Here is a 14,961-nt window from a genome sequence, read left to right as displayed (position 1 = left end):
CTTTCAGAGTCAAGCGTTTAATTTCGCTTTTCTCTGTCGAGATTCTCAGGAGAACCTCGCTGACCCGGCGGCTTGCTTGCCGTTGTTCCGTCTCAGTGGGGCCGCATTATAGGGGGTAATTTCAGGCTGACAAGAGGAAAAATGCATTTTTCTTTCAACCGCTCACCTTTTCACCTTTTTGCCGCTTATTTCTGCTTTTTAATCGCTGCCGGTAGGTCAGCAAGGCTATTAATCACCCAATCCGCAGCTTTTTCCGCATCTTCAGTGACGGGTTTGCCGGTACGTACCAGCACTTTCGTGCCTACGTTCGCTGCAGCGGCTGCCTGCATGTCTTCAATTTTGTCGCCAACCATATAAGAAGAAGACATATCAATGTGCAGATACTCCTGGGCCGACTTCAACATACCCGGATGAGGTTTACGGCAGTCGCACACCTGACGATATTCTTCTACTGTTCCTTGAGGGTGATGCGGGCAGAAGTAGATACCGTCCAGATCCACGCCACGGTCGGCCAGTGACCAATCCATCCATTCCGTCAGCGTTTCAAACTGCGCTTCGGTAAACTTCCCGCGAGCAATACCCGATTGGTTGGTGACGAGCACCAGGGCATAACCCATTTCTTTTAATTCACGCATCGCGTCAATGACGCCATCGATAAATTCGAAATCATCAATTTCATGGACGTAACCATGATCGACATTAATCGTGCCATCACGATCGAGAAAAATTGCGGGTACGGACTTTGCCACCGTGTTGCTCCTGAATAATGCATGTGTCCTTAGTATCGCATGTTTCGACCACCAGGAAAGCGACGATCGCATAAAGAAGATTGATTTAGCCGTCTAGATGCCTTAACATCCGTTTTGTTGACGGTCATCGCCCGTCTCTGGCAGAACAAAATGCCGTGGATAACACCTAACCGATAATAAATAATCTAATGATTAAACTTTCGAATATTACCAAAGTGTTCCAGCAGGGCCACCGTACGATACAGGCGCTGAACAACGTCAGCCTGCACGTGCCCGCCGGACAAATTTATGGCGTCATTGGCGCATCCGGAGCAGGTAAAAGTACGCTGATTCGCTGCGTAAACCTGCTTGAACGCCCAACTGAGGGTAGCGTGCAGGTCGGCGACCAGGAACTAACCGCATTATCTGAAGCCGCACTGACCAAAGCACGTCGTCAGATTGGCATGATTTTCCAGCACTTTAACCTGCTCTCTTCACGTACCGTATTTGGTAACGTTGCGCTGCCGCTTGAGCTCGATAACACGCCGAAAGATGAAATTAAGCGTCGCGTCACCGAATTACTGGATCTCGTCGGCCTGGGCGACAAACACGATAGCTATCCGGCGAACCTGTCCGGCGGGCAGAAACAACGTGTGGCGATTGCTCGTGCGCTGGCAAGCAATCCCAAAGTGCTGCTGTGTGATGAAGCCACCAGCGCATTGGACCCCGCAACCACGCGTTCAATCCTGGAACTGTTGAAAGATATCAACCGTCGTCTGGGGCTGACTATTTTACTCATCACCCATGAAATGGACGTAGTGAAGCGTATCTGCGATTGCGTCGCGGTGATCAGCAACGGTGAACTGATTGAGCAAGATACGGTGAGCGAAATGTTCTCTCATCCGAAGACGCCGCTGGCTCAGCAGTTTATTCAGGCTACGCTGCATCTGGATATCCCGGAAGATTATCAGGCGCGCCTTAAGGCACAACAAAACGCGGACAGCGTGCCGATGCTGCGCATGGAATTCACCGGCCAATCGGTTGATGCTCCACTGCTGTCAGAAACCGCGCGTCGCTTTAACGTCAATAACAACATTATTAGCGCGCAGATGGATTACGCGGGCGGCGTGAAGTTCGGCATTATGCTGACTGAAATGCACGGTACCCCGGAAGATACGCAAGCGGCCATTGCCTGGCTGCAGCAACACCATGTAAAAGTAGAGGTACTGGGTTATGTCTGAGGCCATGATGTGGTTACTGGCGCGCGGCGTCTGGGAAACGCTGGCGATGACATTCGTGTCGGGCTTTTTCGGCTTCGTGATCGGTCTGCCGGTCGGTGTTCTTTTATATGTCACCCGCCCAGGGCAAATTATCGAGAACGGTAAAGTTTACCGCGTGCTCTCTGCGCTGGTGAATATCTTCCGCTCCATCCCGTTCATTATCTTACTGGTGTGGATGATTCCGTTTACTCGCGTGATCGTCGGAACCTCAATCGGTTTGCAAGCCGCAATCGTACCGCTGACCGTAGGTGCCGCGCCGTTTATTGCCCGTATGGTAGAAAATGCCCTGCTGGAAATCCCAACCGGTTTAATTGAAGCGTCACGTGCTATGGGCGCAACGCCGATGCAGATCATCTGCAAGGTCCTGCTGCCGGAAGCCATGCCGGGTCTGGTGAATGCAGCAACTATCACGCTGATTACGCTGGTTGGTTACTCCGCCATGGGCGGTGCCGTTGGCGCTGGCGGTCTGGGGCAAATCGGCTATCAGTACGGTTACATTGGGTATAATGCAACCGTGATGAATACAGTACTGGTATTGCTGGTCGTTCTGGTTTATTTAATTCAACTATCTGGCGATCGTATCGTTCGGGCAGTCACTCATAAATAGCGTTACACACAACACAACTCAAAAGTTTAAGGATATAAGCATGGCGTTCAATTTTAAAACCTTTGCGGCAGTTGGAGCCCTGATTGGTTCTCTGGCACTTGTTGGTTGCGGTCAGGATGAGAAAGACCCGAACCATATTAAAGTCGGCGTCATCGTCGGTGCGGAACAGCAGGTTGCTGAAGTCGCACAGAAAGTGGCGAAAGAAAAATACGGTCTGGACGTAGAGCTGGTGACCTTCAACGACTACGTTCTGCCGAACGAAGCGCTGAGCAAAGGTGACATCGACGCGAACGCCTTCCAGCACAAACCGTACCTGGACCAGCAGATTAAAGATCGTGGCTACAAACTGGTTTCCGTCGGTAACACCTTCGTTTATCCAATTGCCGGCTACTCCAAGAAAATCAAATCTCTGGACGAACTGCAGCCAGGTTCTCAGATTGCAGTACCGAATGACCCAACTAACCTTGGCCGTTCCCTGCTGCTGCTGCAAAAAGAAGGTCTGATTAAACTGAAAGACGGCGTGGGTCTGCTGCCAACCGTTCTGGACGTTACCGAGAACCCAAAAAACCTGAAGATTGTTGAACTGGAAGCACCGCAGCTGCCACGTTCTTTAGACGATGCACAGATTGCACTGGCCGTTATCAACACCACTTACGCAAGCCAGATCAACCTGACACCAGCGAAGGACGGTATCTTCGTTGAAGGTAAAGACTCTCCTTACGTCAACATGATCGTTTCCCGTGAAGATAACAAAGACGCTGAAAACGTGAAAAAATTCGTTCAGGCTTACCAGTCTGATGAAGTCTACGAAGCAGCGAACAAAATCTTTAACGGCGGCGCTGTTAAAGGCTGGTAATCGCATTACCGCTAAGCAGTATCTTTCAAGACGGGCTCATGCCCGTCTTGTCATTTATGCAAGCACCTGATTCAATAGCACCCTGGTCTACCCCATATCGAGGAAATACTATGCGTGCTTTACCGGTCTGTTTATTAGCACTCCTGTTAGGTGGCTGCTCCATGCTAAACAGATCTCCTGTTGAACCTATTCAAAGCACTGCGACCCCCGTCAAAACGGAGACCGCGAAACCAAAAGCTCCGCGTGCTACGCCGGTCAGAATCATTACTAACGCCGAGGATCTGGTCGGTAAACCATTCCGTGACTTAGGTGAAGTATCCGGTGATTCTTGTCAGGCAACGAATCAGGATTCCCCGCCGAATATTCCAACGGCCCGCAAGCGCATGCAGATTAACGCCTCCAAAATGAAGGCGAATGCCGTGCTGCTGCACAGCTGTGAAGTCACCAGTGGCACCCCAGGCTGCTATCGTCAGGCGGTATGCGTGGGATCGGCGCTCAACGTTAGCGCGAAATGAGCCATTTCTCCTTTGAACAAATAGGCGTGATCCGCTCTCCTTATAAAGAGAAGTTTGCGGTACCTCGCCAGCCAGGGTTGGTCAAAAGTTGCAGCGGTGAGCTGCAACTGCTGCCGCCCTACAACCAGGCCGATGCCGTGCGCGGCCTGGAAGCATTCAGCCATCTGTGGGTGCTGTTTGTTTTTCATCAGACGATGGAAGGCGGCTGGCGCCCAACGGTACGTCCTCCGCGGCTTGGTGGGAACGCGCGGATGGGGGTTTTTGCTACTCGTTCGACCTTCCGTCCGAACCCTATCGGTATGTCGTTGGTTGAACTGCGCGGTATCCGTTGCCAGAAAGAGCACGTCATTTTAGAACTTGGCGGGCTGGATTTAGTTGATGGGACCCCGGTGGTGGATATCAAACCCTATCTGCCGTTTGCTGAGGCACTGCCGGACGCACGAGCGAGCTATGCTCAGGATGCACCGCAGGCCGGTGTCGATGTCACCTTCAGCCACGAGATTGCCGAACAGCTTATTGGTCTTGAGAAAAGCTACCCACGTCTTCGTCAATTTATTGCCGAAGTTCTGGCGCAAGACCCCCGCCCGGCTTATCGTAAAAATGAGGAAGAGGGAAAAACCTACGCCGTTTGGCTGCTGGATTTTAACGTCCGCTGGCGTGTAACGCCGTCAGGATTTGAAGTCTTTGCCCTGGAAACCCGGTAATTTCTCCGCACTCTCTTTTGACATCTCTTTCTCACTGGTAAACTAAACCACTTTGTTTTTGTGCCAGGCCCGTTTTGAGCCTGTTTTGTCGTCCAACTGGAACCGTAACAACATGCGTACTAGCCAATATCTGCTCTCCACTCTGAAGGAGACACCTGCCGACGCTGAGGTCATCAGCCACCAGCTGATGCTGCGCGCCGGGATGATCCGCAAACTGGCCTCTGGGTTATATGCCTGGCTGCCGACCGGTCTGCGCGTCCTGAAAAAAGTCGAAAACATCGTGCGTGAAGAGATGAACAACGCCGGTGCCATCGAGGTGTCTATGCCCGTGGTTCAGCCCGCTGAACTGTGGCAGGAGAGCGGTCGCTGGGAGCAGTACGGCCCGGAACTGCTGCGCTTTGTTGACCGTGGCGACCGTTCTTTCGTCCTCGGCCCAACGCACGAAGAAGTGATCACCGACCTGATTCGTAACGAGCTGAGCTCTTACAAACAGCTGCCGCTGAACTTCTTCCAGATCCAGACCAAATTCCGTGACGAAGTCCGCCCACGTTTCGGCGTGATGCGTTCTCGCGAGTTCCTGATGAAAGATGCTTACTCTTTCCATACTTCACAGGAATCTCTGCAGGAAACCTACGACGCGATGTATGCAGCCTACAGCAAGATCTTCAGCCGTATGGGTCTGGATTTCCGTGCGGTACAGGCTGACACCGGTTCTATCGGCGGTAGCGCTTCTCACGAATTCCAGGTGCTTGCACAGAGCGGTGAAGATGATGTGATCTTCTCTGATTCTTCTGACTACGCAGCCAATATTGAGTTTGCTGAAGCCGTTGCGCCAAAAGAACCGCGCGCAGCAGCCACTCAGGAAATGACGCTGGTCGATACGCCAAACGCGAAAACCATCGCTGAGCTGGTTGAGCAGTTCAATCTGCCAGTTGAGAAAACCGTGAAAACCCTGCTGGTTAAAGCCGTGGAAGGCAGCAAGTCTCCACTGGTTGCCCTGCTGGTTCGCGGCGATCACGAGCTGAACGAAGTGAAAGCAGAAAAACTGGCGCTGGTTGCCAGCCCGCTAACCTTCGCGACCGAAGCCGAAATCCGTGCGCTGGTACAGGCAGGTCCAGGTTCCCTGGGTCCAGTCAACATGCCTATTCCAGTGGTTATCGACCGTACCGTTGCGGCAATGAGCGATTTCGCCGCAGGTGCAAACATCGATGGTAAGCACTACTTCGGCATCAACTGGGATCGCGACGTCGCGACGCCAGAAGTGGCAGATATCCGCAACGTGGTTGCTGGTGATCCAAGCCCGGATGGTAAAGGGACTCTGCTGATCAAACGCGGTATCGAAGTGGGTCACATCTTCCAGCTGGGTACAAAATACTCTGAAGCGATGAAGGCATCCGTACAGGGCGAAGACGGCCGTAATCAGATCCTGACCATGGGCTGCTACGGTATCGGGGTGACCCGCGTAGTAGCTGCGGCTATCGAGCAGAACTTTGACGATCGCGGCATCCTGTGGCCAGACGCGATTGCACCGTTCCAGGTCGCTATCCTGCCAATGAACATGCACAAGTCTTACCGTGTGCAGGAACTGGCTGAGAAGCTCTACGCCGAACTGCGCGCGCAGGGTATCGAAGTGCTGATGGACGACCGTAAAGAGCGTCCAGGCGTGATGTTTGCCGATATGGAGCTTATCGGTATTCCACACACCATCGTGCTTGGTGACCGTAATCTCGACAACGACGATATCGAATACAAATATCGTCGTAACGGCGACAAGCAGCTGATCAAAACCGGTGATATCGTTGATTACCTGGTGAAAGCCATTAAAGGTTAATCAGATGGCGGCGTTAATCGCCGCCCATACCGATAAAAAAAGCCTCGCTTAATGCGAGGCTTTTTCTTTTTGACGTCACGTCAGCCCTACGGTCAACGGCTGACGTAAACCATGCAGTTTTATTTGCTCAAACAGTCTTTGCCTGGAACAAACTTCGCCTCTTTACTCGCCGCGAGCGTTTTTACCATCGCGCCGGTATCCGGGTTTGGCTCAAGGGTAAAGTGCCCTTCCACCACCAGCAGCACCGGTTTGGTGTCGCTGCCCTGCGCCGCGGCATAATCACGCTCCAGCTGTGCATTGTTAGCCACCGCTACGCGTTTGCCAGTGGTACAGTCAGTAAAGGTCGCCGCATCCGCCATGTAGAAGTACATGCCGCGCATCGCCATTGGCGTCGTTGGCAGGTCAGCTTTCACTGGTTCCAGCGTATAGTTAAGCTTAGAGTCAATCGGGTTGCCTTCACGGTCCAGCATCTCCAGCTTATCGCCTTTCGCGCGATAGTAAGACTTCTCACCATGGTTGTCGGTCAGGACCAGCTTATCGGCAGTCCGCGCCCAGGTACCGTAGGAACCAAATGAGGACGGCTCACGGCTTACGCCCTGATAATGTTCGTTCATCACCCAGGTGCCGTCCTTATCGAGGAACAGCGAGGTTTCAATGCCTTCGCAATCGGCACACGGAATCACACCGCGCCAGCTCTGCTGCATTGGCGTTAACTCTGCGGAGTGAGTCGGTTTCAGCGTCGTCATTTCCGAATTATTACATCCGAAAAGCCCAAACAGCATCCCGGTGGCCGCAATGGCCAATATCGCTTTTTTCACCCTCAATTCCTTATTCTTATTACATCCACATTCAGCTTAGTAGCGAACCTTACCGCGCATCGATTTTACTGAAGATTTTTGCGCTTTCGTGTTCAACCGCCGCTCTTTTGACGCGCGCGTCGGGCGCGTCGGGCGTCGGCTCTTTTGTTCGGTCGTCAGCATTTGAATCACCGCCACCAGTCGCGCTATCGCCGCTTCACGGTTCATCTCCTGGCTACGGTATTCCTGCGCCTTAATGATAATCACACCGTCAGCAGAAATTAAGTGGTGGCTGGCGGCAAGCAGGCGCTCTTTATAATACTCTGGCAGGCTGGAGGCCCGGATGTCAAAACGCAAATGAATCGCCGTTGAGGTCTTATTCACATGTTGGCCACCCGCCCCTTGGGCACGGATCGCGGTGATCGTGAGCTCATCATCCGGGATACTGACCTGCCCTGAAAGCACAATCATGCTGGCGTCTGCCAGGCCGTAAAGTGTATTTCCAGATTATTCTGAGCGTCAGATAGCCAAATCGCGCCTTCCTGCAACGTTGCTTGCAAGGTCATTGTACGCTCTGCAAAGGCACTGAGTTTTGCTAGCTGTTCATCATCCAGATACCAAATGCTCAGATTCTTAAAACCCACCATTTTGCTTTTATTTTGCTGCCACCAGATTTCAGCCGAGCGGCTGTTATAGGTAAACAGCGCCACCTCTTGCGACTGACTGCAGGCTTTTTTAATCCGCCGTTCATCCGGCAGACCCAGCTCAATCCACAGATCGATACCCAGATGATCGTTGCGCAGCCATACTTCCGGCTCGTCTTCAGAGGAGAGACCGCGAGTAAACTGCAAACGCTCATCGGCGTATTTAATCCACGCCAGCAGGCGCAGCATCATGCGTTCCTGGGTTTCAGACGGGTGGCGAGCTAGCGTTAAAGACGCGTCCAGAAACTGGTTGCGGTCAAGATCCGCTACGTTGACCACCGCTTTATAAATTGTCGCTTTCAGCGCCATGAGATAACTCCTGCGAAAAATGGTGCTCATTGTAGCGAAATCAAGCGCAAAAGGCTGTCCTCAATTGCATCTGCCGACGCTCATCCCGCTGATAATGCTTAAATGAGTATGATATAGTCACCTTGCTAAACAGAGATTATCTTCATAGGCTTAATTGAAGCGCTGACCGGAGGGCATGTGGGCAACTATTGTGAATTAATTCGTCAACGCTATGCGGAAATTGCCAGCGGTGATTTAGGGTATATCCCGGACGCGCTGGGCTGTGTACTGAAAGTTTTGAACGAAGTTGCGGCGGATGACGCCCTTTCTGCGTCAGTCAGGGAAAAAGCTGCATATGCAGCGGCAAACTTACTGGTGAGCGATTATGTCAATGAATGATACGTATCAACCCATCAACTGTGATGATTATGACAATCTCGAGCTTGCCTGCCAGCATCATCTTGTTCTGGCGCTGGAACTAAAAGACGGCGAAACGCTGCAGGCTAAAGCACACGATCTGGTCTCCCGTAAAAACGTGGAATACCTGGTTGTCGACAGTGCAGGAGAGCTCCGCGAGCTGCGACTGGACCGTATTACCAGCTTCAGCCACCCCGAAATCGGCACGGTGGTGGTCAGCGAATCATAATTTAGAAACGGGCGGCTTAGCTGCCCGTTTTCTCCCAACGTAACGCCACTCCCTTTTCCGCATCGCATACCCCATCCTGAGTGACAAACTGCCCCGCCGCAGCAATCAACGTCTCACCGTAAAACAACAGTGGCGTCGTATCACGTTGCCAAGGCGGCACACCTAGCTCTTGCCAAATTTTCTTCAGCTTACGCCCGCCGTTGCGGCCCACAATATGCAGCATGCCCGGCGCTTTAAAGCGCACGGAGACCATTTCGTCCTCGCGCGGCTGGCGAATACTCCCGCCAGGCACCAACCTCAGCTCACCAAGTTTATCCGGTAACATCAGGACATCGTGAGGATCCGCCCACGCCAGTACCACCTCGGTTTGCCCTACATGGGCCTTAACCCACCAGAGCTGCTGCCGGAAGCGACAAACGGCAAAACGCCCTAACCGCACGCACGGCGTTGCATCCTCACGCGCCATGGCGACTTCCAGCCATAAACGCGTCAGCATTTCACGTGACGGCATCGGGGCGTTATGCCCCGCCAGCCAACGCCGAATAAGCGCCGCACGCTTCGGTGCACTCATTGCAGCCAAAGGTTCAATGGCCAGCGCTCCTTCAGGGGAGACGACATGTGAAAGCTCTTCTGCTAACAGCTCATCCAGCAGTTGTTCCTGCTCGCCGCACAGTTCTGCACTGCGAGCTGCCGCTTGGGCAAAGTGCGGCCAGCGTTCGTTGAGTAACGGCAACACTCGCAGACGCAGGAAATTACGGTCGTAGGTATCGTCCTGATTGCTCTCATCTTCAATCCATGTCAGCGCATGCGTATTCGCCCATTGCAGCAGGGAATTACGCGTCTCATGCAGTAGCGGACGTATGAGCTGGGTGTTGGCAAACGCAGCGCTGAAAGGCATTGCCGCAAGCCCCGCAGGCCCACTCCCTCGCTTGAGAGCCAGCAGCAGCGTTTCGCTTTGATCGTCGAGATGCTGCGCGGTAACCAGCACTTCCCCAGGTATTAGCGCTTCGCGAAACGCCCGATAGCGTGCTTCTCTGGCCTCAGCTTCAAGACCTATCCCACTCTGCGCTAGCGTGACGCGTTCAACCACCAGCGGTACCTGTAAGGCATCACATACCCGCTGGCAGTGCGAGGCCCAACTATCGGCATTAATGCTAATCCCGTGATGAATATGAATAGCCCGTAACGTTACAGTCGGATCCTGCTGGCGCCAGCAAACCAACTGATGCAGCAGTACCGTGGAATCCAGACCACCGCTAAACGCCACCAGAAACTGGCGGTGCGAAGAAAGCAGCGGCATAAATGAAGGTTGGGTCATCGTCATTTCATGAAAGGGAGTATTGCCCGGCACGTTACCCATCCGGGCTGGCGCTGACAAGCCTTACTGCTGATAAAGCTCCAGCGGCAGACCGTCAGGATCGTTGAAAAATGTAAAACGCTTATCGGTAAACGGATCGATGCGAATCGCTTCACAGGCCACCCCATGAGCCGTCAGGTGCGCCACGGCCGCGTCGATATCATCAACGCTAAAGGCCAGATGACGCAGCCCGCAGGCCTCCGGTCGGCTCGGACGCGCCGGTGGAAACGGGAAAGAAAACAGCTCAATCACATACTGACCGTTTAATGCCAGGTCGCCTTTCCACGAGTCACGAGCATCACGGTAAACTTCGCTTTGCAACGTGAAGCCGAGAATATCGCAGTAGAAAGACTTACTCCGGGCATAATCAGTGGCAATAATCGCAATATGATGAATCTGTTTTAACCCCAACATCGTGTTTCTCCGTTAACCGTTTCTCTGCACGTTAACCGTGTGAGCCGCTATCACGCAACCCCTTCAGGGCTTTTTAGGACTCTCACACGGTAGACGCCGTTTTCATCGCGTTTTGCACCATGGATATCGGTTTCAAAGCCCGGATAATGTCGCCCAACGGAACAGAGCATCAGCAGGAAGTCGAGTACTGAACGGCTTTCAGCGGTGATCATTTCCCCCGGCATAAGCAGCGGCACACCCGGAGGATACGGCAGAATCATATTCGCGGAAATACGACCGACCAGATCTTCCAGCGCAATAGTTTCAACCTCGCCCTTAATCTGCTTTTGCCATGCACGGTGTGGCGTCAGCTTCATCTCCGGCAATACGTCAAAGGCTCTGAGCATTAAACTTGGGAGATCGTGCTGACGGATCAACCTGTGAATCCCCTGTGCCAGATCCTGAATACGCATGTTGCGATAAAAATCAGGATCTTCGGCATAGAGATCCGGCAGCATATTTTTCACCCGCAGGTTAAGATCGTAGGCGCGCTTAAACTCTGTCAGCCCGCGAAGCAAGCCCATGGCTCGGGTTTTATCAATCCCAATACTGAACAGGAACAACAGATTATAAGGGCCGGTTTTCTCAACGACCACGCCATGCTCATCAAGATACTTCGCCACCAGCGCCGCCGGGATCCCCTCGTCGCTCATATTCCCCTGCTCGTCCATCCCCGGCGTCAGAATAGTGACCTTCACCGGATCGAGGAACATATGATCGGCATCCGCGTCGCTAAATCCGTGCCAGTCTTTCCCCGGAGCAACCGGCCAGCACTCGGCTTCATCAATCTCTTCCGGCTGCCAGATGTCGAAGAACCAGCTGTCCGACTCTTCCCGCAGACGCTGGACTTCTTTGCGGAAATGCAGCGCCCGTTCTACCGAGCGATTGATCAGCCGTTTTCCGGGGTTACCGCGCAGCATTGCCGCCGCGGTCTCAATTGAGGCCACGATCGGATAGCTCGGCGAGGTCGAGGTATGCATCATAAAAGCTTCGTTGAAGGTGTCTTCATCGTAGTCGCCCTTAATGTGAATCAGCGAAGCCTGCGATAATGCCGCCAGCATTTTATGGGTGGATTGGGTTTCAAAGAACACTTTACCCGGGACTCGCTCACCGCTCATCCCGCTTTTTCCCTGGTAGATCGGGTGGAAGTGGGTATAGGGCACCCAAGCTGAATCAAAGTGAATCGACGGTACATCAAGAGTCTGCTTGATCCAGTTGGTGTTATACAGCAAACCGTCATAGGTTGAGTTAGTGATCACCGCGTGCACCGGCCACTGCGCGTTCTCAGTAGCATCAACCTTCTGCTGCAGGCTATCGCGGGTGAATTCCCGCTTCGGGATCCCCCCCAGAATACCTAGCGCATTTCGCGTGGGTTTGAGCCATAGCGGCACGACGTCGTTCATCATCAGCAAATGTGCTAGCGATTTATGGCAGTTACGGTCAATCAGCAAGGTGCTACCGCTAGGTGCAGCATACATGCCCACGATTTTATTCGACGTGGATGTGCCGTTGGTCACCATATAACTCTGCTCGGCTCCAAAGGTGCGAGCGATATACTCTTCCGCCTCCAGATGTGGCCCGGTATGGTCAAGCAGCGAGCCCAGTTCGGTCACCGAGATAGAGACATCCGCTTTGAGCGTATTAGCGCCAAAGAAATCATAAAACAGACAGCCCACAGGGCTTTTCTGATAGGCCGTACCCGCCATATGTCCTGGTGTACAGAAGGTATATTTCCCTTCCGTCACATAGGTAAAGAGCGCTTTGGTAAACGGTGGCGTGATGTTATCGAGATACTCATCGTTATACTGGCGAATACGGGTGGCAATATCATCGGCTTGGCCTAATGCGTATTCAAAAAACCAGAGCGCCATACGCATGTCATGGGCGCTGACATCCATCGTAGAGTGGGCATTGATAAAGGCGTACAGCGGCAGATATTCATTAAGTTGATTAATCTCGGCGCAGAGATCGACGCTGTATTCATCCCAATCGAAGATCACCCCGCTAATACGTGGGTTGTGCTCAATAAACTTCAGCAGGTCGGCACTGTTCTGCGGCCAGATAATTTTGAAGCCCTGGGCGATGAGAGCTGTCTCCAGCTCCTTAATCGGTTCGTCTTTATAATAGACGCCGTGTGGCCCCATAATGGCAATAATATTCATGCGTTCCTCCTGGAAAACCTTTACCTATCATAGCGCACCCAGGCCGCAGGTAATAAAAAAGGGCCACAAACTGTGGCCCTTTTCAGGAACGTCTTATGTTCGTATTACGCGTAGCCGTAAGTCATCAGGCGCTGATAACGACGGTTAAGCAGATCTTCTTTGCTCAGCACATCGAGATCTGCCAGGTCAGCCAGCAGCTGTGCTTTCAGCGATGCCGCAATGGCTTCCGGGTTACGGTGGGCGCCGCCCAGCGGTTCCGGGATAATGGAATCGATAAGCTTCAGCTCTTTCAGACGCGGTGCGATGATACCCATGGCTTCAGCTGCCAGCGGTGCTTTGTCCGCACTTTTCCACAGAATGGAAGCACAGCCTTCCGGGGAGATAACGGAATAGGTGCTGTACTGCAGCATATTCACTTTATCGCCCACGCCAATCGCCAGTGCGCCGCCGGAACCACCTTCACCGATAACGGTACAGATAACCGGTACGCTCAGGCGGGACATTTCACGCAGGTTGCGGGCGATCGCTTCAGACTGACCGCGCTCTTCCGCACCCACCCCAGGGTATGCACCCGGGGTGTCGATGAAGGTGATGATCGGCATGTTGAAGCGTTCAGCCATTTCCATCAGACGCAGCGCTTTGCGATAGCCTTCTGGTGCAGGCATACCGAAGTTGCGGCGAATTTTCTCTTTGGTTTCACGGCCTTTCTGATGACCAATAATCATCACCGGACGTCCATCGAGACGTGCAATACCGCCAACGATAGCTTTATCGTCAGCATAGGCACGATCGCCCGCCAGTTCGTCAAATTCATCAAACGCCAGACGGACATAATCCAGGGTGTACGGACGCTGTGGGTGGCGAGCCAGTTGAGCTACCTGCCATGCGCCGAGATCGGCAAAGATTTTGCGCGTCAGCTCGACGCTTTTTTCGCGCAGACGATGCACTTCTTCGTCGATATTAATATCCAGTTTCTCATCCTGACGGCTAACCGCAGTCAGAGAATCGATTTTTGCTTCCAGCTCTGCAATCGGCTGTTCAAAATCAAGGAAATTCAGACTCATAGTATTCCTGTATTAGTCAAACTCCAGTTCCACCTGCTCCGAACCGATGAGGCTACGCAGATCGTTGAGTAAACGATCGCTCGGAGAGACACGCCAGGTTGCACCGAAACGCAACCGCGCACGTGCATCCGCCCTCTGATAGTAGAGATGTACTGGAATGGTTCCCGAACGGTGGGGTTCCAGAGACTGACGGAGTCGGTTTAAAAGCTGGTCATCAATTTGCCTGTCCGTCAGCGAGATAGCAAGCCCGCGAGCGTATTTTTCCCGGGCTTCGTCAATGTCCATCACTTCGCGGGCCATCATTTTAAGGCCGCCGCTGAAGTCATCAAAGCTGACCTGTCCGCTGACGATAAGTATGCGGTCGTTTTCCAGCAGATGCTGGTATTTTTCCAGGGCTTCGGTGAAGAGCATCACCTCTAGCCGCCCGGAGCGGTCATCCAGCGTACAGATGCCGATACGATTGCCGCGCTTGGTGACCATAACCCTTGCAGCAATCACGAGCCCCGCAGCCGTGGTCACTTTACCACGTTCTGTCGGATGCATGTCTTTAAGCCGATAGCCGCCGACATAGCGCTCAATTTCTTTCAGATACTGGTTAATCGGGTGGCCGGTTAAGTATAAACCTAACGTTTCCCGTTCACCTTCCAGTACCGTATGTTCCGGCCAGGGCATGCAGTTAGCATACGACTGCTCAATTTGCTCCGGCTCTTCGGCCAACACGCCGAACATATCCGCCTGACCGATCGCTTCCGCTTTCGCGTGCTGGTCTGCGGCTTTTAACGCGTCGCCCAGAGAATTCATCAGCGCTGCGCGGTGCGGCCCGAGGCGGTCAAAGGCCCCGGACATAATCAGTTTTTCCAGCACGCGACGGTTGAGCTTCTTCGTATCAGTGCGCGCACAGAGGTCAAACAGTTCGCGGAAATAGCCCCCGTTATTGCGCGCTTCGATGATCGCTTCAATAGCTGTCTC

At 53.1% G+C, this 14,961-nt stretch carries 17 protein-coding genes; 8 read left to right on the top strand and 9 right to left on the bottom strand.

Features of this window, described 5'->3' with window-relative positions; genetic code table 11:
- Window positions 1-185 precede the first annotated feature (185 nt).
- Window positions 186-749: a D-glycero-beta-D-manno-heptose 1,7-bisphosphate 7-phosphatase gene (gene gmhB / locus KP80_RS19870; RefSeq protein ID WP_052285372.1), complete on the bottom strand. Its 564-nt coding sequence runs from the start codon at window positions 747-749 to the stop codon at window positions 186-188.
- Window positions 750-937: 188 nt separating this feature from the next.
- Here gmhB and metN point away from each other — a divergent pair, with 188 nt between their 5' ends.
- The 6 genes from metN to proS all read left to right on the top strand — a co-directional run bounded on the left by metN (window position 938) and on the right by proS (window position 6,521).
- Entirely contained in the window at window positions 938-1,969 is a 1,032-nt protein-coding gene (metN, locus tag KP80_RS19865) for a methionine ABC transporter ATP-binding protein MetN (protein WP_052285371.1), read from the top strand.
- Window positions 1,962-2,615: a methionine ABC transporter permease MetI gene (locus tag KP80_RS19860; protein ID WP_052285370.1), complete on the top strand. Its 654-nt coding sequence runs from the start codon at window positions 1,962-1,964 to the stop codon at window positions 2,613-2,615. The genes metN and KP80_RS19860 overlap by 8 nt, the downstream gene beginning before the upstream one ends.
- A 40-nt stretch (window positions 2,616-2,655) precedes the next feature.
- Window positions 2,656-3,471, top strand: coding sequence for a methionine ABC transporter substrate-binding lipoprotein MetQ (gene metQ, locus KP80_RS19855; protein ID WP_052285369.1), 816 nt, complete (start codon window positions 2,656-2,658; stop codon window positions 3,469-3,471).
- Between the two features lie 110 nt (window positions 3,472-3,581).
- Entirely contained in the window at window positions 3,582-3,986 is a 405-nt protein-coding gene (gene rcsF / locus KP80_RS19850; protein WP_052285368.1) for an Rcs stress response system protein RcsF, read from the top strand.
- Complete coding sequence (gene tsaA, locus KP80_RS19845) at window positions 3,983-4,690, top strand: tRNA (N6-threonylcarbamoyladenosine(37)-N6)-methyltransferase TrmO (RefSeq protein ID WP_052285367.1); 708 nt, start codon at window positions 3,983-3,985, stop codon at window positions 4,688-4,690. The genes rcsF and tsaA overlap by 4 nt, the downstream gene beginning before the upstream one ends.
- A gap of 112 nt (window positions 4,691-4,802) precedes the next feature.
- The gene (gene proS / locus KP80_RS19840) at window positions 4,803-6,521 is read left to right on the top strand and encodes a proline--tRNA ligase (protein WP_052285366.1); all 1,719 of its coding nucleotides are present in this window, start codon (window positions 4,803-4,805) and stop codon (window positions 6,519-6,521) included.
- 119 nt (window positions 6,522-6,640) lie between these two features.
- Here the strand turns inward: proS and nlpE are convergent, their stop codons facing one another.
- The 3 genes from nlpE to KP80_RS19825 are packed head-to-tail and all read right to left on the bottom strand — an operon-like array spanning window position 6,641 to window position 8,331.
- A complete protein-coding gene (nlpE, locus tag KP80_RS19835) occupies window positions 6,641-7,339 on the bottom strand; it encodes an envelope stress response activation lipoprotein NlpE (protein ID WP_052285365.1) in 699 nt (232 codons plus the stop codon).
- A 36-nt stretch (window positions 7,340-7,375) separates the two neighbouring features.
- Complete coding sequence (arfB, locus tag KP80_RS19830) at window positions 7,376-7,789, bottom strand: alternative ribosome rescue aminoacyl-tRNA hydrolase ArfB (RefSeq protein WP_052285364.1); 414 nt, start codon at window positions 7,787-7,789, stop codon at window positions 7,376-7,378.
- A complete protein-coding gene (locus KP80_RS19825) occupies window positions 7,786-8,331 on the bottom strand; it encodes a YaeQ family protein (RefSeq protein WP_052285363.1) in 546 nt (181 codons plus the stop codon). Before KP80_RS19825 ends, arfB begins: the two co-directional genes overlap by 4 nt.
- A 177-nt stretch (window positions 8,332-8,508) precedes the next feature.
- On the opposite strand from KP80_RS19825, the gene KP80_RS19820 reads away from it, so the two are divergent.
- Together KP80_RS19820 and rof are read left to right on the top strand one after the other, a co-directional pair.
- A complete protein-coding gene (locus tag KP80_RS19820) occupies window positions 8,509-8,709 on the top strand; it encodes a YaeP family protein (protein WP_052285362.1) in 201 nt (66 codons plus the stop codon).
- Entirely contained in the window at window positions 8,696-8,956 is a 261-nt protein-coding gene (gene rof / locus KP80_RS19815) for a Rho-binding antiterminator (protein ID WP_052285361.1), read from the top strand. Before KP80_RS19820 ends, rof begins: the two co-directional genes overlap by 14 nt.
- Window positions 8,957-8,972: 16 nt before the next feature.
- Here rof and tilS read toward each other — a convergent pair whose 3' ends face one another.
- The 5 genes from tilS to KP80_RS19790 form a co-directional block, all read right to left on the bottom strand.
- Window positions 8,973-10,274, bottom strand: a complete 1,302-nt coding sequence (gene tilS / locus KP80_RS19810; protein WP_052285360.1) for a tRNA lysidine(34) synthetase TilS — start codon at window positions 10,272-10,274, stop codon at window positions 8,973-8,975.
- Between the two features lie 63 nt (window positions 10,275-10,337).
- Window positions 10,338-10,727 (bottom strand): VOC family protein, encoded by a 390-nt coding sequence (locus KP80_RS19805; protein ID WP_052285359.1) that lies wholly within the window; start codon window positions 10,725-10,727, stop codon window positions 10,338-10,340.
- A gap of 50 nt (window positions 10,728-10,777) precedes the next feature.
- A complete protein-coding gene (gene ldcC, locus KP80_RS19800; RefSeq protein WP_052285358.1) occupies window positions 10,778-12,928 on the bottom strand; it encodes a lysine decarboxylase LdcC in 2,151 nt (716 codons plus the stop codon).
- 104 nt (window positions 12,929-13,032) lie between these two features.
- Window positions 13,033-13,992, bottom strand: coding sequence for an acetyl-CoA carboxylase carboxyl transferase subunit alpha (gene accA / locus KP80_RS19795; RefSeq protein WP_052285357.1), 960 nt, complete (start codon window positions 13,990-13,992; stop codon window positions 13,033-13,035).
- Window positions 13,993-14,004: 12 nt separating this feature from the next.
- On the bottom strand, window positions 14,005-14,961 hold a 957-nt coding region (locus tag KP80_RS19790), incomplete at its 5' end, for an OB-fold nucleic acid binding domain-containing protein (protein ID WP_231625941.1).

The sequence above is a fragment of the Kluyvera genomosp. 1 genome, from assembly GCF_001266615.1.
GTDB lineage: Bacteria > Pseudomonadota > Gammaproteobacteria > Enterobacterales > Enterobacteriaceae > Kluyvera > Kluyvera cryocrescens_A.
Note: the sequence above shows the minus strand (reverse complement) of the source record. Positions and strands in the feature narration are given on the sequence as shown.